Source organism: Corallococcus sp. AB045 (assembly GCF_003668895.1).
GTDB lineage: Bacteria > Myxococcota > Myxococcia > Myxococcales > Myxococcaceae > Corallococcus > Corallococcus coralloides.
Genome location: NZ_RAWN01000046.1, coordinates 35551 through 54348 on the forward strand (window position 1 = coordinate 35551; position 18798 = coordinate 54348).

Below are 18798 nucleotides of genomic sequence, written 5' to 3' on the forward strand. Positions count from 1 at the left end.
GCATCAGAGGGGCGGCAGCTTCTCCAGGAAGCCCGAGCGCGACAGCCACAGCATCAGCGCGAAGCTGATGGTGTTGAAGGCCGCGTGGGCCACGATGAGCGGCAGCAGCCGTCCCCGGTACCAGAGGACGAAGCCGAACCAGGCGCCCATCACGAACGTCTGGAAGACCGCGAGCGTGCCCTCGTAGAAGTGCCCCACGGAGAAGAGCACCGCGGCCCCCAGGATGGCCGGCACCCAGCCTCCCAGCACCACCTTCAGCCGGGGCACCAGGAAGCCCCGGAAGACGAACTCCTCGAAGCCCGTCACCACCACCATGATGGCCGCGAACGCCGGGATGCCCAGCCCCGTGTCCAGCAGCGCCGCCGCCACGCCCTTGCGCGCCGCCAGCTCCTCGCCCGCCAGCTTCAACGCCACCGCGACCGCCGCCAGTGGCACCGACGCGGCCAGGTGCACCACGTACGTGCCCACCAGCACCCCTCCGCCCAGCAGCAGCTCGCGCGCCCAGCCCTCGCGCACCAGCCCCACCTGCGCGGGCCCCTGACCGTCACGCCACAACAGCACCGCCACCAGCAGGCACATGCCCAGCGCCCGGATGACCAGCGGCGCCATGGACAGCGAGAAGCCCTTCGTCATCTCCGCGTCCGACGCCACCCACGCGCCCGCGCCCGCGCCGCCCAGCGCCGCCACCAGGCCGAGCACGCCCCACCACGCGCCCCGGCGAGAGGACTCCCAGGGACGCAGCAGCAGCAGCCCCCACGCCAGCAGCGCCAGCTCCACCGCCACGGCGGCCCCTCGGCCCAGCCGGGCCACCGACGAGGGCCCCAGCACCGCGAAGAACACGAACGCGGCCTCCGCCAGCGCCTGGCGCTTCGGCGGAGCATTCTCCAGCAGGACGGCGACATCACCACGCAGGGGCGTCATGAGTTCTCGGCGGGCAGGTACAGGGTGACGCCTATCTCGGGATCAAAGAGGGCGCGATTCCTCGCCATCTTCGCCACGTCGTCCAGGAGCTGGTTGACGAAGGCATACCGTTGCACGAAGGCGTTGCTCCGGGTCTTCCAGCCGTGGGAGTCGAAGAGATACAAGGCATCGTCCCTCCGGACGACGGCCACCGTGTAGCCACCGAGCACCAGCGCCACCCCCATTCGGGGCGCCTGCTTCAGGATGCCGAGCAGCTCCTGGGGCAGGGTGTCCCGGTGGACGGACCCCGAGGTGGCCATGAGCAGCCCTCGCTGCATGACGTCCTCCTCCGGAATCTCCAGCGGGTTGTAGTAGGGCGCCTGGGGCTGCAGGACGAGCGGATCCACCACCCCGCCGCAGGACAGGGCCAACGCCTGCATCAGCAGGGCCTCGTCCTCGGTCGCCGTGTTCATCCGCTGGTAGAGCGCCGTGCCCTCCAGCAGCACGTTGTCGATGCCGCCGGTGTCGAGCCCGTCCGGGTTGGACAGCAGCGCCGCGATCCCCAGCACCGCCATCGCGGAGCAGGCGGTCCGTCCTCCCGGGACCTGGAACTGGTTGACGCTTCCCTGGGTGCAGCCGGGCAGGACTTCAGGAGGAGACCCCTGGTCGCGCCGCTGCTCCAGGTACTTACTCAGCATCCCGATGATGTCCTCCTCCAGCTCCCCGGTCGCCTGCTCCTTGCCCTTGAGGCTCGACGACGGCGACAGGACGCCCAGCTTCACCTTCGAGTACGTCTCCCCCTCCGGGGTGAGGTCGAAGCTGCCCGCGCGGACGGCCAGCTGCTGGAGCGCGCGGTAGGCATTGCGGAACACCACCGCGAGCTCATCCAGTGGGTTGTTGCTCAGCCAGACGGTGGAGGGATCCACCTGGGCGCAGAGGCCGAAGAAGTCGCTCAGGTGCTGCTCGGTCACGTTCTGGGAGTTCAGCTTCCAGGCCGCGTACGCCTGCGCGTCATGGGGGTAGGGCCTGCCCTGGATGGCGATGGCCGCGGGCGAGTTGAGCGCCTTGATCACCAGGACGCACAGCCGCTGCGTCAGCCGCTGGGCATCCTCCGGCAGCCGCTTCAGCAGGGAGCCCAGCTGGGTGGTGGAGCACTGCAAGGCGTCCACCGCCTGCTTGTGGAGCTCCCACACCTGGAGCTGGGCCTGGGACTGGCGCGAGCCCAGGGACTCGGAGATGAGCTGCCGGTTCTGGGCCCACTTCGAGGACAACGGCGTGGTGCAGAAGATGCCCCCGGTGGGGGCGTGGTCGCTCGTGCGGGACCAGAAGTTGAGCGCCTGGTGGTTCGGATCCACCGGGAGCAGCCCCTTGAAGGGGGAGAAGATGCCGGTGTGATGGAGGGCGAAGGCCCGGCTGATGACGAAGAAGTCGGCGCGCTTGTTGAGCTTGAAGCTCGTGCCCACCTGGGCCCAGTCCTTGATGTACCCCTGCTGCTCGAACTGCTCCTTGTTCTTCTTCGAGTTCACGCTGCGCCCGGTCTGGGGGGACTGGTTCGTGGCGGAGAGGGGAACCGCCAGGGTGAGCTCCAGCGCCGCGGCCCTCTCGTGGAAGAGGTCGTCCCACTTGCGGTTCTTCGTGTCCGAGTTCACGCCCACCGAGGCTTCGGGGTCGATGTAGTAGTCGCCCGCGATGATCCACGGCAGGTCGTTGTTCTTGGAGACGTGCTCGAAGAAGCCGGACACCTGCTCGTACTCACCCAGCCGGCCCAGCCCCTTCCCCGCGGGGGAGGTGTGGACCACGCCGATGTGCACGTCGCGCCCGCCGATGCGCACGTCATGGACCACCACCGGACGCCAGGAGATGAAGCGTTCGTTGAGTTGCTCGTACTGCTGCTTGCGCTCCGCCAGGAGCTTGGGGAACTGCGTGCTCCAGCCCTTGGGCGCCTTGGTGCGGTTGACCGGCTTGGCCCAGTGGATGGGCTCCTTGGCGCGTTTACTGGAGCTCCGCCGCACCACCGAGTCATCGCTGAAGGCGCGCCAGCCGGTATGGGCGCAGGAGCTCTTCCTGTAGATGATGGGGTACCACTCGCACTGGCTCTTCCCCAGGCTCCAGTCGCCCGTCCCCTTCTCCTCTGCCTCGAGGTCCTCTTCCTCCTCCTCGTCGTCGGAGTCCTCCTCGGTGACCTTCTGGCCCTTGTATTTCGGGTAGACCGCCTGCATCTGCGGCCCCAGCGCCAGGGCGAGCCCGTGTTTCTCGAAGTCGATCTCCAGCAGCAGGGGGAGCGCCTTCTTGTTGATCTCCTGCAGCACGAGCACGTCCAGCCAGGGGTTCTGGAGGAAGAGGCGCAGGAGGAGGTCCTTCTTGTCCTGCTCCGTCTTCGCGCTGAAGTGGTTGATGTTGAAGGTGCCCACGCCCAGGTCGAGCGCGGCCTCCTCCTCCTTCTCGTCGACCACCATCGCGAGCTCGATGGGCGGCGGCGACCGCCGGGAGGGCCGTTTGCCCGACAGCGGTTGCCGCTGCTTTCCGCGGGAGCGCAGGTTGTCGGGAAGCGGGGCCTTGAAGCTCTTGATCTCCCTGCGGGCCTCGTTGGAGCGCGGGGACACCTTGAAGCCCGACCGGCGGATGACCTCTCCGCTGCGGAGGGTGTAGGTCCCGGGCCTGCGGTTGGGCTTCCCCTTCAAGATGACCCGGGTGACCTTCTTCATGGAACCCATGGCCCTGCAGCCCCGGCACCTCTGGGGCTGGAGCATGAAGGAGCCGTAGAAGCCGCAGATGGTGCAGTAGTACATGCCTGCCCCCCGTGGGAGCCCCGACGGGCCCCCGTCAACAGACACACCATACCGCTCATCCCGGGGCCCGGCGTGTTACGAGCCCATGCATGGCGAAAACCCTTCCCGAGCGCCCGCGCGCCGTCCTCGTTGGTGTCCAGCTTCCCGGGGTGACGGATGAAGCGCATGCCGCCGACCTGGCGGAGCTGAAGCGGCTGGTGCACACGCTGGGCTTCGACGCGGTGGCGACCGTGTCCCAGCGCCGGCAGCGGCTGGCCACCGGCACGGTGCTCGGCTCCGGCAAGCTCAAGGAGCTGTCCGCGCTCACCGGCGGCTCGGGCGTCATCCCGTCCGGCGCGCAGGGCAAGACGTCGAAGGCGCGGGAGAAGTGGGAGGCCGAAGCCGACGCGGAGCCCGAGGACCCGGACGCCCCGGCGGCTCCCGGCGATGTGGGCGCGGACGTGGAGGACCCGTCGGAGGAGGACGACGACGCCTTCCCGGACACGGACACGGACGCGGAATCAGACGCGGACGTGGAGGCCACCGCCATCGAACCGGGCCCCAGGCCCACCGTGGTGGTCGTGGACCACGAGCTGTCCCCCAGCCAGCTGCGCAACCTGGAGCGCGCCACGGGCGTGCAGGTGCTGGACCGCGCGGGCGTCATCGTGGACATCTTCCACCGGCACGCCAAGAGCCACGAGGCGCGCATGCAGGTGGAGATCGCCCGGCTCAACTACCTGGCCCCGCGCCTGCGCGAAGCCCCCGGAGGCCGCGAGCGCCAGCAGGGCCGCGGCTCCGGCGACTCCGCGATGGAACTGGACCGCCGCAAGATTCGCGACCGGCTGGCGGAGCTGCGCGAGGGCCTGGCCGCCATCCAGAAGGACCAGGACCACCGCCGCTACGCGCGCCGGGACCAGCTGCGCGTGGCGCTGGTGGGCTACACGAACGCGGGCAAGTCGTCGCTGATGCGGGCGCTGACGGGCAGCACGGTGTTGGTGGCGGATCAGCTCTTCGCCACGCTCGACACGACGGTGCGCGCGATGCAGCCGGAGACCCGGCCGCGCATCCTCGTCTCCGACACGGTGGGCTTCATCCAGAAGCTGCCGCACGACCTTGTGGCGTCCTTCCGCTCCACGTTGGACGAGGCGCTGGAGGCGTCGCTGCTGCTCTACGTGGTGGACGCGTCCGACCCCACCTGGGCCGCGCAGCGGGAGGTCACCCGCACGGTGCTCCGGGAGATTGGCGCGGACGTGGTGCCGGGCAAGCTGGTCTTCAACAAGGTGGACCGGCTGGACGCGGCGGCCCAGGAAGCGCTCCGGGCCGAGCACCCCGAAGCGCTCCTCGTGTCCGCGCACCGGCCGGAGGACGTGGCCGGGCTGCGCCGGGAGGTCATCGCCTTCTTCGAGGCCTCCATGGTGGAGGCGGACCTGGTGATTCCCTACGCGCGACAGGCCCGCATCGGTGAGGTGTACGAGCACACCACCGTGGTGTCCCAGGCCTACGACGAGACGGGCAGCCGGCTGCGCGTGAGAGGTTTGCCGGGCGCCATTGCCCGGCTCACCCGGTCGTTCCAGGAGTAGGCCTCAGCGCACGACGGGCACGGTCACCGGGTCCTTGTCGTCCACGGTGACCTGCACCTTGCCCACGCGCCACAGCACCGGCTGGAACGCGAAGCTCAGGCGGTGTCCGTCCGCGGTCTCCACCAGGGCCGTGCCTTCCTTGGGAAGGTAGTTGCCCACTTCATATTCGAGCGACGTGAGCGTGATGCGGTCCGTGCCGTTCGGACCCGTCAGCTCGCCCGGACCGTCGAACACCAGCGACGAGCCGCCGATGATGGGCAGCCCGGCGCGCTTCCCCACGGTGCTGTTGATGTGGAAGCTGTGGCTCTCGCGGCCGGGCACCTGGCCTTCGACCTCCGCGAACAGGCGCGTCTCGTCCGAGCACGTGCCGTAGCCCACCTTCGCCTGGAGCGTCTGGCCATCCACGGCCAGCTCGCGCAGGTCCGCCTTCATCTCCATCAGGTCCTCGCCGCCGCGGTACTCCAGCACCGCGCGTCCGGTGAAGCGCAGGCCGTGCACGTCACAGGCGGACGGGAAGGACACGACGACGGAGTCGGTGACGGCGTCCACGGCCTGCACCCGGAAGGTCGCGCAGGTCACCGAGGCGCTCAGCCCCTCCACGGCGCGGTTCAGGAAGGAGCGCCGGGGCTCGCCGCACGTGTACACGGGCATCAGGCCCAGCATCTCGAACGCGCCCCGCACCTGGTGCGTGGAGGCCGCCAGCCGCTCCACGCGGGCCTTCGCGTCGTCGATCTCCTCCTGCGTGGGCACGTTGTCTCCACAGGCGGTGGTGGCGAGGGCGGCGAGGGCGGCGAGGGCAATGCGGCGCATGAAGATCTCCGGAAAGACGGTGCGGCTCCCCCCGCGCCATCGCGAGGGACCGTACCCCGAGCCTTCAGCAACCGGCATGCCCCCCTCAACCCCGCGAAACCCCAGGGAAAGGGGCTCCCATGACTCCATGCGGCGTGTGCAGCGCGCTGCGCACCCAGGGGCGCCCCTGTCCGGGCCCGCCCGGTCCAAAACCTGTCCGACAGTCGGACAAGTTCGCGCGGTCCACCTCCGGCCCGGCCCCGGTCCAAACCTGTCCGACAGTCGGACAAGTTCGCGCGGTCCGCCTCCGGCCCGGCCCCGGTCCAAAACCTGTCCGACAGTCGGACAAGTTCGCGTGGTCCACCTCCGGCCCGGCCCCGGTCCAAAACCTGTCCGACAGTCGGACAGGTTTCTTCGGGTCGCCGCCGGAGAGGCGGCAGTGCTCAGGTTCGAGGGGGCTCGGAGATGCCTTCGTCCGCGGGCGAGGCTTCCGGGTTCGCGTCCTCGTCATCCCCGGTCTCTTCGTCCGCGGACAAGGCGTCGTCGTCCTCCACCTCGTCGTCCGGCTCCGGAGCGTCCACGTACTCCGGCGCGGCGTCGGACGCTTCCGTGAGGACGGTGCCCAGGGGATAGAGGACCAGGTGGCGCAGGGGCTCGCTGCCCACGCTCACGGCCTCCAGGTGGTTCTTCACCACCAGGGTGTGCTGCAACTTCCGCAGGCGCGACGGGCGCGGCGCGAGCGGCAGGCTGATGCCCTCCGCGAGCACGCGCTGGATGGCCTCCTCCGCGTCCGCGACCGCGGCGTGCACATCCGCGGGGTCCACTCCCTCCAGCAGGTGGAACTCCGTGCGCAGCGCGCGACGGATCTCCGTGGCGCTGTTGCGCTTGATGGCCAGCACCCGCGCGCCCACGCGTTCGGCCGCGCGGCGCAGCCGGGGCGAATTCGCGCGGCTTCGCAGCGTGAGCACCACCTCCGCGTTCTCCGGACGACCCACCACCACGGCCTCCACCGGCAGGTCGCGCAGCACGCGCTCCAGCAGTTCGCGGCTCACCGCGTGCGCGGCGATGCGCGTGGGCCCGGGCCGGGGCGCACCCAACGCGGGTGTCCCCTTCGGCACACTGCCTCCTGGTGGCGTGGCCTCCACAACCTCCGGCGCGGCCTCCACGTGCACGGCGCCGTCCTGCTGCCGGCGCTTCTCGCCGCCCACCTCCGCGCCCGTGAGCAGTCGGTCCACCGCGCCGCCCGTGTCGCGGTGCACGCGCACCTCGTCGCGGTTCACCATCTCCACCACGATGTCGAAGGTCGGCGTGCTCTTGCGCTCCGTGACGGTCTTCTGCGTGCCCCGGCGCCGGGCCTCGTCGTCGCTCAACGTGACGGTCTGCACGCCGCCCACCAGGTCGGACAGCGTGGGGTTCAGCACCAGGTTCTCCAGCGTGTTGCCGTGCGCCGTCGCCACCAACTGCACACCGCGCTCCGCGATGGTGCGCGCGGCGGCGGCCTCCGCGGCGGTGCCAATCTCATCCACCACGATGGCCTCGGGCATGTGGTTCTCCACCGCCTCGATCATCACGTCGTGCTGGCGGTCCGGCCGGCTCACCTGCATGCGCCGAGCGCCGCCGATGCCGGGGTGCGGGATGTCCCCGTCGCCGCCAATCTCATTGGACGTGTCCACCACCATCACGCGCTTACCCAGCGCGTCCGCGAGCACGCGCGCCACCTCGCGCAGCTTCGTCGTCTTGCCCACGCCCGGCCGCCCGAGCAGCAGCAGGTTGCGCCCGGACTCCACCAGGTCGCGCAGCATGTCGATGGTGCCCTGGATGGCGCGCCCCACGCGCAGCGTGAGCCCCACCACGCGGCCCTGGCGGTTGCGGATGGCGGACACGCGGTGGAGCGTGCGCTCGATGCCCGCGCGGTTGTCGCCGCCCACCTCTCCCACGTGGGCGAGCACCGCCTGGAGCGCTTCTTGATCCACGGGCGCTTCCGACAGGCGCGCCACGCCGTGCACCAGCCGCGCCTCCGGAGGCCGTCCCAGGTCCATCACCACTTCCAGCAGCTCCGCCTCGGGGAGCTGCCGCACCGCCTCCTGGAGCGACGGCGGCAGGACCGCCACCAGCAGGGCGAAGTCGTTGTTGGCGGGAGTTCCAGGAGCCATCCCCCAAAGCTGCCTCGCCCCGCCTGGCCGCGCACGGCTTTCCTGCGCGGGTCCGTGAACGGAACACCTGGGAAAACAACCCCTCCCAGCCCGGCAGGCGGCCAAGCGCACCGCGCGTGACGGGGAGGAGCCGGACGAGGGCCATCCCTACCTTCAGGCCATGCCCACCGCGACGCAGGACCGCTCCCCCCTCTGGCCCCAGCTCGAGCAGGAGGCGCGCGAGCGCTTCGGCGTGGAGGACTTCCGGCCCGGCCAGCGGGACATCATCGAGGCGGTGCTCGCGGGGCGCGACGTGCTGGGCGTGCTGCCCACGGGCGCGGGCAAGAGCCTCACCTTCCAACTGCCCGCCCTCTTCGTGCCCGGCGCGACGGTGGTGGTGAGCCCGCTGCTCGCGCTGATGCACGACCAGCGCGAACACCTCACGGAGCGCTACGACCTGGACGCCGCGAAGCTGGACTCCACGCTGAAGGCCGGCGAGCTGAAGGCGCTCCAGAAGGAGATCCGCCGGGGCGAGCACGAGTTCATCTACGTCACCCCCGAGCAGTTGGAGAACCCGGAGCGGCTGGCGCTGCTCAAGCGCGCGAACGTGAGCCTCTTCGTGGTGGACGAAGCGCACTGCGTCTCGCAGTGGGGGCACGACTTCCGGCCCGCCTACCTGTCATTGGGGGACGCCATCCGCGCGCTCGGCCGGCCTCGGGTGCTCGCGCTCACGGCGACCGCCACGCCCCGCGTGCGCGAGGACATCCGCGCGCAGCTGGGGATGGAGGATCCGGTGGTGGTGTGCACCGGCATCCAGCGCGACAACCTCACGCTGGAGGTCCACCGCACGGTGAATCCGGAGCTCAAGCGCCAGAAGCTGCTGGAGCTGCTGCGCGCCAATGACGGCAGCGCCATCATCTACACGGCCACCGTGCGCAAGGCGGATGAGCTATGGCGCTGGCTGCGCGCGGAAGGACTGGAGGCGGGCCGCTACCACGGCAAGCTCAAGGCCGCCGAGCGCGAGGAGAACCAGCGCCACTTCATGGACGGCACCACGCCGGTGGTGGTGGCGACGAAGGCCTTCGGCCTGGGCATCGACAAGCCGGACCTGCGGCTCGTGGTGCACTACCACTTCCCCGATTCGCTGGAGAGCTACTACCAGGAGGCGGGCCGCGCGGGCCGAGACGGGCTGCCCGCGAAGGCGGCGCTGCTGTACCGGCTGGAGGACCGGCGCATCCAGGGCTTCTTCCTGGGTGGCAAGTACCCGCGCCGCGACGAGAGCCAGCGCCTCTACCAGGCCGCGAACACGCTGTGCGCGCAAGGCAAGGCCGTGGCCCTCAAGCGGCTGTCGGAAGCGAGCGGCCTGGGCGACAAGCGCACCCGCGTGCTGGTGGCGCAGCTGGTGGCCGCGGGCGTGCTGGAGAAGGGCGCGCGAGGCCTGAAGCAGCTGCGCGCGTTCGAGACGCCCGAGGAGCTGGATGCGTACCTGCGCGCCTACGAGGACCGCCACCAGGGAGACCGCGAGCGCCTGGACGCGATGATGCGCTACGGGAGCACCACCGCGTGCCGCTGGAAGGTGCTGGGCACCTGGTTCGAGGAGCCGCTGGAGGACGACTGCGCCCGCTGCGACAACTGCCACGCCCGCGCCGAAGGCCGCTTCGAAGCCCGGCCTCCCACCCGCGCGAGGCCTCCCGTTCTTCACCGAGAGTATCAGTCCGGTGTCGCGGCCGCCCCTGCGGCGTAGGGCCCTTTTCCCTACCTTCGCGCGACATCAAGACCTGGAATTCGTACTCAATGTACGGGACTCCCAGGTCTTCAGACCTTGGGGCATTGTGCGCGAATACAGTTATGGCGTATATTGCACAGCCTACCTGGACGTAATGCACTTCAGACCTTTCCCCCGAGGTCTTGAAAGGCGGAGACGCGATGGCGGAAGGCAAGTTGAAGGCGCTTGTGGTGGATGATGACCCACTCGTGCTGGAGCTGGTGGAGCGCTCCATCAGCCGCTACGGCTTCGAGGTCGTCACCACGCGCGCGGCGCTGGGCGTGGCCAACCTGCTGAGGACCGAGCAGCCGGACATCGTCCTCCTGGACGTGAACATCCCGGCGCTGAGCGGCGACCGCATCCTGGGCGTGGTGCGCCAGTTCGCGGGTCCGGACACGCTCTTCATCCTGTACTCGTCCATGGACGAGTCACGGCTGCGCGAGCTGGTGCGCGCGTCCGGCGCGGACGGCTACATCCCCAAGGGTGTCACCGGTCCGGAGCTGGCGCTGAAACTGTCCGGTATGCACCACAAGCGGATGGCGAACCGGCCCACGCCGGTAGTGCGTGTGGACCCCGTGCTTCAGCGCGACGTGCCCGCGCCCCAGTCCCAGAGCACCACGGCCCACGTGTCGCTGGCGTCGCGGTAGGTGTGGACGGTCTCGAACCCGACCCGCGCGTGCGCGCGCAGGGAGCGGGGGTTTCTCACCGAGACCTCGGTCACGACGCAGTCGAAGCGCGAGCGAAGCTGCTCGCGGTGCTGGTGGTAGAGCGCGTCGAAGAGGCCCTTCCCCCGGTGGGCCTTGTCCACGCACACCTGCCCCATCACGTAGAAGCGCTGGTCCTTCAGCGGCCGGCCCCGGTGTTCGAGCCCTTCGAGGAGCGCGAACATCGGGTCCAGGACGGGGACCCGCGCGCGGCACTCGCGAGGCATCACCAGCGCGTACGCCACGACGTCGGAGCCCTGCACGGCGATGACGCTGGGGACGAGCGCATGCATGTGCTCCAGCGTGGCCAGGTCATGCTGGACGGTGACGAAGCCCTGGGCGTGCTGCTCCTCGGGTGACAGCGCGGGAGGCAGGTTGCGGCGCTGCAGGGCCAGCACCTGCTCCAGCTCGTCTCGGGACTGCACGGCCCTCACGACATACGGATGCGACGGCATGGCGCGGGAGCATAGGTCCGCGCCATGCCTTGAAGCGTCAGCGATCGAAGCCATCCGGCCATGGCGAAGGCCTGGCCGGCAGGTCGTCTTGGGGCGGGTGGCGGGGCTTCCGCGGCGACACGGCGGTCTTCGTATCCAGCCCAGCGGGTCCCGGGGGCGGCTTGTCCGGGAGGTCCTACTGGGGCTTGTGGGGGATGGGTACCAGGATGGGGCTGATCCGGCATCTCGACATGACCGTGTCCTCCTGACGCGGCCGCCGCGGGGGCCGGCCTCACCAACCCCCGCGTGCGGCTTCCTCTTGAAGACGTTCCAGGTCGGGTTCTTTTAAGCGACCTGACAGGGCGTCATTCGAACAGGAGCACGTCGTGCACCCAGCGATCTCCAGGGGAGGCCTGGAGCCACGCCTGCCGCTCGTCACGCAGGGCCACGCTGGGCGCGGCGCCCGCGTGGATGCGCTCGCGCACGTCGTTGAAGAAGCGGCCCGCCGAATCCGGGATGTCCACCGTGGCGGCCAGCACCGCGCGCGCTCCGGCGTCGAGGAAGGCCACCGGCAGGCTGAAGGACTCGTGCGTGAAGGGCGCGGTGCGCGCGGCGCCGCAGGCCGCGAGGAACACCAGCGGTGCCTTGGGGAGTCCGTGCGCGCGCACCTGTCTGGCGGTGAGCGCGTACCGGCCATCCCGCTCCGGCGCCAGCATGAGGAGCGATGCGTCCGACAGCTCCGGGCTGAACACGCCATGCGTGTGGATCTCCACCTCGGTGGCGGTGGACATCGCCTCCAGCACGCGCGCGGGCGTGGCCCGCGCACCCTCCAGCATCACGCGCCGGGTGTCTTCCCGTGTGGGAGGAGACATGGGCGGCAGGCGCGGGAGGCCCAGGGCCGCGGGCGTGTCCACGTTGGAGACGACCAGGTGCGTGCCGCCGTCCACCAGCGGAGGCGGACGCACCGTCGTGTGGCCCGACCGGTAGCTCCAGGCGATGTCCGGAGGCAGCAGCCGGGGCAGGCCGTTCACCGGAGGCGGTGCCAGCACCAGCACCTGGTCACACCCGCGCAGCGCTTCCTGCAACGCAGGGGGCACCAGCCCGGACGCGTCCTGTCCGAGCGGCGCCGTGCGCGTCGGGTTGAAGTCCCCGAGCACCGCGCCCGAAGGCCCCCTCGCCACCGTGAGCGTGCGCTCGTGCTGCACCGACACCGCGAGCACGCAGCGCTCCGGCACTTCCGTCATCTGGAGCTGGCGGCCCACGAGGGTGAGCGCCTCCAAGGACGCGCCCGTACGGCCTGCGTCGGAGATGAGCGCGGCGGAGGCGCGGGCCCGTGCGCGGCGGGCGTACATGTCGTCGGGCGCGTGCTCCGCTTGAGTGAGGGCGCCGTGCAGCAGGGCGCGTCCGGCGGCGGGGTCGCGCTCCAGCTCGAACTCGCCCTGGAGGGCGTCCAGCAGCGCGCGCTCGCCGGGGCGCGGCTGGCCCTGTCTCAGTCCGGAGAGGGCGCGGGACAGCGCGTCCGCCGCACCGGGCATGGGACCGAAGCGGGCTAGGTCCGCGAGCACGCCCGCGCCATTCAGCCCCAGCGGCACGCCGGACTCCATCGCTCGCTCCAGGTGCCGCCGGGCCTCGTCCACTCGGAAGTCCATCCACGCCAGGGTGGCCAGGTTGCGGTGCACGTAGCCCAGTTGCGCGGGGTCGTCCGGCACGCGCGCCAGCGACTCCCGGAGGTACGCGCCCGAGGTGGAGGCGACGTGGTGGAAGCGCGCCACCTGCGCCAGCTCCTGGAGGAACAACCGCTCCTGCTGCCATTCCCCCTGCTGCTTCGCCAGCCGCCAGCCGGCCAGCGCGTGCGCCTGGGCCTCGGCGGGCCGGTGCAGCTCGCCCAGGTACATGTCCGTGAGCCACGCCCGCAGGTCGACGCAGCGGTAGTCCAGCTGCTCCGCCTCGCAGGTGCGCAGCGCCTCCAGCACGCGCGCCTCCGCCTTCCACCACTGGCCGTCGCGCACCTCCTGGTTGGCGCGCTCGCGTTCGGCGATGAGGTGGAACCACGGATCACCCAGTCCGTCCGCGGCGCGAGCGAACGCCGCCACGTCCACGGGCCGTCCCGCCTGGAGCTCGTAGCCGAGCGCGCCCACGTACAGGTCGTCCTCGCCGGAGTGCCGCAGCGTCTCCAGGAAGGCCGGAGGGAACGGAGTCCTGCCGCGCACGAACCGCGCGTAGTCCCGTGCCAGCGGCCCGCGCTTCTGGAAGTTCCGAGCGGCCACGCGGGTGACGGTCGCGCGCAGCACCGTGCCGCCGCCGTAGGCCCGGTCCAGCGTGTCCGCCAGCGGCAGCAGCCGCAGCGCCGCGTCCTTCGAGGGCGTCGCGCGGACCGCGTCATAGAAGGCCAGCCGGACGATGCCCGGCAGCTTCGCGGCATCCTCCAATGGCAGCGGTGCGTTGGCGTCCGCCATCAGGTCCTGTGTCGCCGCGAAGGCCTGCTTCCAGGCGCGGCCCCGGGCCAGCGTCTGTTCGCGCAGCCCGCGTGCCTTGGCCCTCGCCTCCTCACCCCAGCCGGGCTCGCCCAGCTTCGCCACGGCGTCGAAGGCGTCCGCCGCCAGCAGGGGCAGGTCCAGGTTGCGCAGGACGAGCGCATGGTTCCACAGGGCCTGCGGATGTTCCGGCCGCTTCCGGAGCACGTCCTCCAGCACGGCCAGGGCCTCGTCGAGCGACGCCTGTTCGGAGGCACCGGCATGGGCCAGCGCCAGCGCCACCGCGCGGTCGGAGTCCACGTCCGGGGACGCGGGCGCGTTGCCCAGGTAGTTCAGGGCCTGCCGCGCGTCGCCCGCGAGCAGGTACACGGAGGCGATGCCTCGCCAGTCCTGACGGTCCTCCATCCCGGCCAGCGCCCGCAGCGGCAGCGGGGCCGCCGCGGGAGTCCCTCCGCGCATGGGCACGTAGGGGCGGTGCGTATCCAGGGGCTCGGAGGTCAGCCGGGCCTCCAGGGAGCGGGTGGATGCAGGCGCGGGCCACGGCGAGGAAGGCTCTCGCGTGACGCGCGCCGCCCACGTGCCCACGGCGGCGAGGGCCAGGGCGAACGCCCCCACGTGACTCCAGTGGGGGTGCCAGCGGCGGGGATGCGGTGGAGGTGCCCTGACGCCAGCGGGCTGGGATGGGGTGAGGGGCCACGGAGTGGGGGGAATCCCCGTGGCCTCGGGAGTTGGCGGCGCCTTCGCGTGCGCCAGCCGTCCCAGGATGTCCGCCTGGAGCAGGTCATGGAACCGCAGGCCGCAGTCCTCGCAGGAGGCCAGGTGCGCGCGGAAGTCCTCGTGGTGTTCGAGCGGAAGCTCCCCGTCCACGAATGCCGGGAGGTGGGCGCAGTGGCTGTTCATCCGCTCCCCAGCTTCCGACGGGCCTCGGCCATGTCGCGAAGCTGGTCACGCAGCTTCAGCCGCGCGTGGTAGAGCCAGGTGCCCACCGTGCCCACGGGCGACCCCAGCAGGCGGCCGATCTCCGCGTGGCGCAGCCCCTCCGAGTGCAGCTCGAAGGTGCGGCGCAGGTTGAAGGGCAGCGTCGCGACGGCCTTCTGCAGCTCCGCCTCGGTGATGCACTCCCACAGCTCCAGGTCCGGGGCCTGCGGCTCCTCGAAGAGCTTGTGCACGTTGCCCAGGTTGATGACGGTGGTGGCCTCCGTGCGCGTCCGGCGGCACTGGTCGAGGAAGCGGTTGTGCAGCACCCGCACCAGCCACGCGCGGCGCTCCGGCTCCGCCCAGCCGCGCAAGGAGTCCCACTTCAGCAAGGTCCGCAGCAGGACGTCCTGGACCAGGTCGTCACAAGCCGTGGCATTCCCCCCACAGATGTTTCGCGCGACCGCCATCAGGATGGGCTGATGACGGACCGCGAAATCGGCGTACTCCATGTCGGAATTGTCGAGTTCTTCTCTCATCGTGCGGCCCCCAGTGCCGGTACTGAAAAGAAAACGTAATAGGTCTGATTCCTTTAGAACCTTGTTAAAGCCTTACGGGTTGGTTGGATTTGGAAGACAGCTGTGTGTGTGTCGGCACCGGTAGGGGCACACAGTCCAGGATTTGGAATGTTTGTCCGGGGCGCGTTTGACCGCGTGGCGTAGGGTCCGGAGCCATGGCTCGAACCGCGACGACACCCAAGCCCGTGGAGCTGGGAGACATCGACCTGCCGGGGGGGGTGTTGCTCATCCTGGATCCAGGCCTGGGGCGCTTCTGGCGGCATGACGCGGAGCCGGCGTCGCCCCGGAAGAAGGCGCCGCCGGAGCACGACCTGCGCATCACCGGGCCAGACGCGGACGCGGCGGGCCAGGCCTACGACCGCGAGTTCGACCCGCGCTTCCTCTTCGACAGGAAGGACCCGGCGGACGCGGCGGCGCACTTCGCGGGGTTCGCGAAGGAGCGGGGCTTCGACGCGCGAGCGGAGGTGCTGTCAGCGCGGATTCCGCACACGGAGCGGGCGCGGCTGGCGCTGGAGGCTGGAAAGGGATTGGGGGTCGTGAAGTACAACGGCCTGTGGGCGGTGGTCGTGGGTGACCTGCCCTCGGGTCGTGGGTTGAAAGTGATTGGAATCCCCATGCCGCCGGGAGAGTTCGGCGGGCGTTGGCGGTCCATCGACCTCGTCGTGGACGGGAAGGCGGAAGCAACCCGGTCGGAGCAGGTGGCCGGGGTGATGGTGGACCACGGTCAATTGTTGTTCACCGGGTTGGGCCCGATGGGACGGTTCCGCATGTGGGAGCCGGAGGACGGGCTGGCGGACTATGTGTTTCACGGCCGGGACGCGCCGAAGCTCGCGAAGGAGCTGGGCGCGAGCGACCTGGGCGGCGGGCTGTATGGGTGGAAGGACCTGCCCATGGAGCGGGTGGGGGAGAAGGCCACGCCGTTGCAGGAGCGCCTCGAGAAGGAAGGGCTCGCGGTGGGCGTGGACTACCGGCCGCACTGCAACCTGGAGAAGCTGAACGCCGGGCTGCGGGAGAGCGAGGAGGACACGGCCTCGCTCGTGCTGGACGGTGCGCGCGTGGTGGGGTGTGGGAACCGCTGGGGAGACGGCATCTTCACGGTCAGCCGGCACCTGGACGCGGAAGGGCGGACGGTGCGTGTCCGGGTGGAGCTGGGCACGGAGGAGCGGCAGCGGATGATGCGCGGCATCCGGCTGCGTCAGCGCAAGGCGCTCGTCACGCGCCTCATCACGGAGAACGGGGAACCCATCCGCTTCGCGGAGCGCTCGGAGCCCGCGGCGGAGGAGGACAGCGGCTGGCTCTTCACCTCGGGCCTGGAGACCGAGGAGTACATGGAGGACAGCGACAACGCGGTCATCGTCCCGCTGCGCTCGTTGCTGGGCCGGTACAAGGAATTGGACGCCATCCTGGACGCGCCGGTCGGCGCGGTGTTCCGGCGCGAGGGGAAAGGGTTCGTTCCGGAGGAGTAGGCCTCCATCGAAAGATCCGCTGATTCCGTCTGAATCCCCGCTCTGCCATTCAGCGCGGGGCGGATGCATCTTCCGGTCATGACCCACGATCATTCCGCACATGCGCCGGTGCATGGCTTTGGAGCCGACCGCGCGCCCCATTACGACGCCCAGGCGGCGGTCAGCCTCGCCGGCTACCAGGCGGCATACGAGCTGGGCGTCAGTGCCCTGGCTGCTCACCTGGACGGACAGGAGACGGCGTCACTGCTCCACGTGGGTCTGGGCACGGGCGCGGAGCTGCTGCCCTATAAACGCTTCGACGTGCCGGGCTGGCGCTTCACGGGCGTGGAGCCCTCGGGCGCGATGCTGGAGGTCGCGCGCAAGCGTCTGGAGGAGGAAGGGCTGCTCTCCCGCACGCAGCTGCATGAAGGCGAGCTGCGGACGTTGCCGCATGGCTCTCCGTTCGACGGCGTGCAGTTGATGGGCGTGCTGCACCACGTGGAAGGGGAGGACGCCCGCATCGAATTGCTGCGGGAGGTGACGCGGAGGCTCAAGCCGGGAGCGCCGCTGGTGCTGGGCTGCCGCATCGGCCAGGACCCCGAGCTGACGAACGTCGAGTTCCGGCGGCTGCGGGCGTATGGCGTGACGAGGGAGAAGCTGGAGGCCCGGAGTCAGGGCATGGCGAAGATGCAGCCCATCGAGTCCGACGCCGCGCTGTTCGCGATGTTCGCGCAGGCGGGACTGGTGGCGCCGAAGACGCTCTTCGTCTCGCTCCAGTACAAGGTCTTCCTGGCGCGCTTCGCGCCCTGAGCGCGCTCCTCCGTCAGTGGGGCTCAGGTGCTCCGGTCACGCGCTCGAACGACACACCCAGGTTCCCGACCCCCTCGAGTGCGTTCTTGATGTCTTCCGACACGATGAACGCTGTCTTGAACTTCTTCAGCCGAAAGACATGCGCGCCCTCGGTCTTCGAGGGGTCGATTCGCAGTCCGTAGATCCACCGGTACTCCCCTTCATATTCAGGGGAGGAGTCGTCCTCGTCATCGTGGTGAACCTCCCGGCACCGTGCCTCGTCGATGCAATCGATCACCTTGGTCGCATTGACGACGAAGAAGGGGTCGGCCTCTCCCTCCACCATCACCGGAAAGAGCTGAACGTCATCGGGGGCCAGTGCCCGGAAAACGTTCGCGATGGCATGGCTGACAATGGGGGCCCGTTCGATCACGGAGAATACGAACGCCCGCCTCTTGCCTGGGGTTGCAATGAGGGCCTTCATCCCCCCCGGTTCATCAAGGACACGGCCATCAGCGAACATCCAGGGCTCGTCAAAGGCCTCACCTGAACCCCGTGTCGGTGTCTCGATGAGCCATTGCGGCACATCACCCAGCCTCACCCAATAGAAATAGCGCTCCACCTCATCCCTCCGCCTTCACAAGGAGACTCCGCAAGTCGGAGCCCTGTGTCAGAAGCTCGTTCGCGATCCTCGCAAGCTCCTTCATCAAGCTGTCCCGGCAGGTTTCCGTCGTTCGGCATCGCTCGACAGCTCGCTCCAAGCGGTCCATCACCTCTTTGTGGTAGCGCTCTGGATGCGGCCCCTTGTGTCCGTTGAGCCGCACCTTGTTCGCGACATCTTCGAGCGTCATCCCAGCCTTCTTGAAAACCTTCTCGCACCGAGGCGTCCAAGGACCGCCGGTAGCATCGGAGATGGGGTTCTTGTTCGAGCAGATGTGATGAACAGGTCCCGTCTCGTCACCCGGAAACCGCCCGTCCGAGTACATCGCCAGTGCAGCCGCAGCTCCTGGAGCCAGCGTCACGTTGAGCACACCGGCAGCCGGCAACGAGATTGAGCCCACCCCGCCGCTCAAAGCTTCCGCAAGCTGGAATCCTGACTCAGCCTGCGCCCGAATCGCGGCCTGGGGGAAGCCCGGGAGCCTGGGCCCCTGGGCCGCCATCGCGCTCTTGCCGCCAAGGGCTGCCGTAACGAGCAGAACCAGGACGCGTGTGCCGTTCGCCCCCAATACACGCCCGAAGCGGTGTCCGATGTCCTGCAACTCGATGATGCTCGTTGCCCTCTCTGCATCGTCCCACAGCCGCACGAAGCCCCGGCCCATCTCCCAGACCGGCACCACCCCCAGGTAGGCCACCATCGCCGCGGTCAGTGCCACCGCGATGACCTTCGTGACGGGTTCGGGGAAACCCATCTCAGCGCACCCCATCCAAGCAGCCGTCGTCGCAGGATTCGGTGATCATCACCCACCCGCTCCATCCATTCGTGGGCCGGACGCTTCCGCTGCTGCAGCACCTGCGGTACCTCGGT

13 protein-coding genes and 1 pseudogene are annotated in these 18798 nt (G+C 69.9%); 5 read left to right on the plus strand and 9 right to left on the minus strand.

Translation table 11 applies throughout. The annotated features are described in order from the left end of the window. Positions 1–3 precede the first annotated feature (3 nt). Together D7Y21_RS13820 and D7Y21_RS13825 are read right to left on the minus strand one after the other, a co-directional pair. Positions 4–921 (minus strand): CPBP family intramembrane glutamic endopeptidase, encoded by a 918-nt coding sequence (locus tag D7Y21_RS13820; RefSeq protein ID WP_233612093.1) that lies wholly within the window; start codon positions 919–921, stop codon positions 4–6. Then, a complete protein-coding gene (locus D7Y21_RS13825; RefSeq protein WP_121713667.1) occupies positions 918–3689 on the minus strand; it encodes a hypothetical protein in 2772 nt (923 codons plus the stop codon). The genes D7Y21_RS13820 and D7Y21_RS13825 overlap by 4 nt, the downstream gene beginning before the upstream one ends. Positions 3690–3778: 89 nt before the next feature. Between D7Y21_RS13825 and hflX the strand changes: the two genes are divergently transcribed. Then, the gene (gene hflX, locus D7Y21_RS13830) at positions 3779–5248 is read left to right on the plus strand and encodes a GTPase HflX (protein ID WP_121713668.1); all 1470 of its coding nucleotides are present in this window, start codon (positions 3779–3781) and stop codon (positions 5246–5248) included. A gap of 3 nt (positions 5249–5251) precedes the next feature. On the opposite strand, the gene D7Y21_RS13835 is transcribed toward hflX, so the two are convergent. Beyond that, the gene (locus tag D7Y21_RS13835) at positions 5252–6058 is read right to left on the minus strand and encodes a hypothetical protein (RefSeq protein ID WP_233612094.1); all 807 of its coding nucleotides are present in this window, start codon (positions 6056–6058) and stop codon (positions 5252–5254) included. A gap of 422 nt (positions 6059–6480) precedes the next feature. After that, complete coding sequence (locus D7Y21_RS13840) at positions 6481–8190, minus strand: R3H domain-containing nucleic acid-binding protein (RefSeq protein ID WP_121713672.1); 1710 nt, start codon at positions 8188–8190, stop codon at positions 6481–6483. Between the two features lie 160 nt (positions 8191–8350). Here D7Y21_RS13840 and D7Y21_RS13845 point away from each other — a divergent pair, with 160 nt between their 5' ends. Beyond that, on the plus strand, positions 8351–9913 hold the full coding sequence (locus D7Y21_RS13845; RefSeq protein WP_121713674.1) for an ATP-dependent DNA helicase RecQ: 1563 nt from the start codon (positions 8351–8353) through the stop codon (positions 9911–9913). A 182-nt stretch (positions 9914–10095) separates the two neighbouring features. After that, positions 10096–10581, plus strand: coding sequence for a response regulator (locus tag D7Y21_RS13850; protein ID WP_120565458.1), 486 nt, complete (start codon positions 10096–10098; stop codon positions 10579–10581). Here the strand turns inward: D7Y21_RS13850 and D7Y21_RS13855 are convergent. The 3 genes from D7Y21_RS13855 to D7Y21_RS13865 form a co-directional block, all read right to left on the minus strand. Then, a complete protein-coding gene (locus D7Y21_RS13855; RefSeq protein ID WP_120565457.1) occupies positions 10515–11093 on the minus strand; it encodes a GNAT family N-acetyltransferase in 579 nt (192 codons plus the stop codon). The two genes, D7Y21_RS13850 and D7Y21_RS13855, sit on opposite strands and share 67 nt — an antisense overlap. Positions 11094–11437: 344 nt before the next feature. After that, complete coding sequence (locus D7Y21_RS43445; RefSeq protein WP_121713675.1) at positions 11438–14446, minus strand: CHAT domain-containing protein; 3009 nt, start codon at positions 14444–14446, stop codon at positions 11438–11440. After that, positions 14443–14973, minus strand: coding sequence for an RNA polymerase sigma factor (locus tag D7Y21_RS13865; protein ID WP_233612095.1), 531 nt, complete (start codon positions 14971–14973; stop codon positions 14443–14445). Before D7Y21_RS13865 ends, D7Y21_RS43445 begins: the two co-directional genes overlap by 4 nt. Positions 14974–15194: 221 nt before the next feature. On the opposite strand from D7Y21_RS13865, the gene D7Y21_RS13870 reads away from it, so the two are divergent. Both D7Y21_RS13870 and D7Y21_RS13875 read left to right on the plus strand, forming a co-directional pair. Continuing rightward, complete coding sequence (locus D7Y21_RS13870) at positions 15195–16505, plus strand: DUF2185 domain-containing protein (protein ID WP_121713679.1); 1311 nt, start codon at positions 15195–15197, stop codon at positions 16503–16505. 78 nt (positions 16506–16583) lie between these two features. Beyond that, on the plus strand, positions 16584–17294 hold the full coding sequence (locus D7Y21_RS13875; protein ID WP_121713681.1) for a class I SAM-dependent methyltransferase: 711 nt from the start codon (positions 16584–16586) through the stop codon (positions 17292–17294). 13 nt (positions 17295–17307) lie between these two features. On the opposite strand, the gene D7Y21_RS13880 is transcribed toward D7Y21_RS13875, so the two are convergent. Both D7Y21_RS13880 and D7Y21_RS13885 read right to left on the minus strand, forming a co-directional pair. Then, on the minus strand, positions 17308–17895 hold the full coding sequence (locus D7Y21_RS13880) for an imm11 family protein (RefSeq protein ID WP_199724541.1): 588 nt from the start codon (positions 17893–17895) through the stop codon (positions 17308–17310). Between the two features lies 1 nt (position 17896). Further along, positions 17897–18682 (minus strand): annotated as a pseudogene (locus tag D7Y21_RS13885) (AHH domain-containing protein); the annotation flags it as partial. Positions 18683–18798 lie beyond the last annotated feature (116 nt).

What these genes read in the sequence shown, in the direction of transcription:
- D7Y21_RS13865 (WP_233612095.1), bottom strand. Translation starts at nt 14,973, where the DNA reads ATGGAGTACGCCGATTTCGCGGTCCGTCATCAGCCCATCCTGATGGCG.
- D7Y21_RS13825 (WP_121713667.1), bottom strand. Translation starts at nt 3,689, where the DNA reads ATGTACTACTGCACCATCTGCGGCTTCTACGGCTCCTTCATGCTCCAG.
- hflX (WP_121713668.1), top strand. Translation starts at nt 3,779, where the DNA reads ATGGCGAAAACCCTTCCCGAGCGCCCGCGCGCCGTCCTCGTTGGTGTC.
- D7Y21_RS13855 (WP_120565457.1), bottom strand. Translation starts at nt 11,093, where the DNA reads ATGCCGTCGCATCCGTATGTCGTGAGGGCCGTGCAGTCCCGAGACGAG.
- D7Y21_RS13820 (WP_233612093.1), bottom strand. Translation starts at nt 921, where the DNA reads ATGACGCCCCTGCGTGGTGATGTCGCCGTCCTGCTGGAGAATGCTCCG.
- D7Y21_RS13840 (WP_121713672.1), bottom strand. Translation starts at nt 8,190, where the DNA reads ATGGCTCCTGGAACTCCCGCCAACAACGACTTCGCCCTGCTGGTGGCG.
- D7Y21_RS13845 (WP_121713674.1), top strand. Translation starts at nt 8,351, where the DNA reads ATGCCCACCGCGACGCAGGACCGCTCCCCCCTCTGGCCCCAGCTCGAG.
- D7Y21_RS43445 (WP_121713675.1), bottom strand. Translation starts at nt 14,446, where the DNA reads ATGAACAGCCACTGCGCCCACCTCCCGGCATTCGTGGACGGGGAGCTT.
- D7Y21_RS13850 (WP_120565458.1), top strand. Translation starts at nt 10,096, where the DNA reads ATGGCGGAAGGCAAGTTGAAGGCGCTTGTGGTGGATGATGACCCACTC.
- D7Y21_RS13835 (WP_233612094.1), bottom strand. Translation starts at nt 6,058, where the DNA reads ATGCGCCGCATTGCCCTCGCCGCCCTCGCCGCCCTCGCCACCACCGCC.
- D7Y21_RS13870 (WP_121713679.1), top strand. Translation starts at nt 15,195, where the DNA reads ATGGCTCGAACCGCGACGACACCCAAGCCCGTGGAGCTGGGAGACATC.
- D7Y21_RS13875 (WP_121713681.1), top strand. Translation starts at nt 16,584, where the DNA reads ATGACCCACGATCATTCCGCACATGCGCCGGTGCATGGCTTTGGAGCC.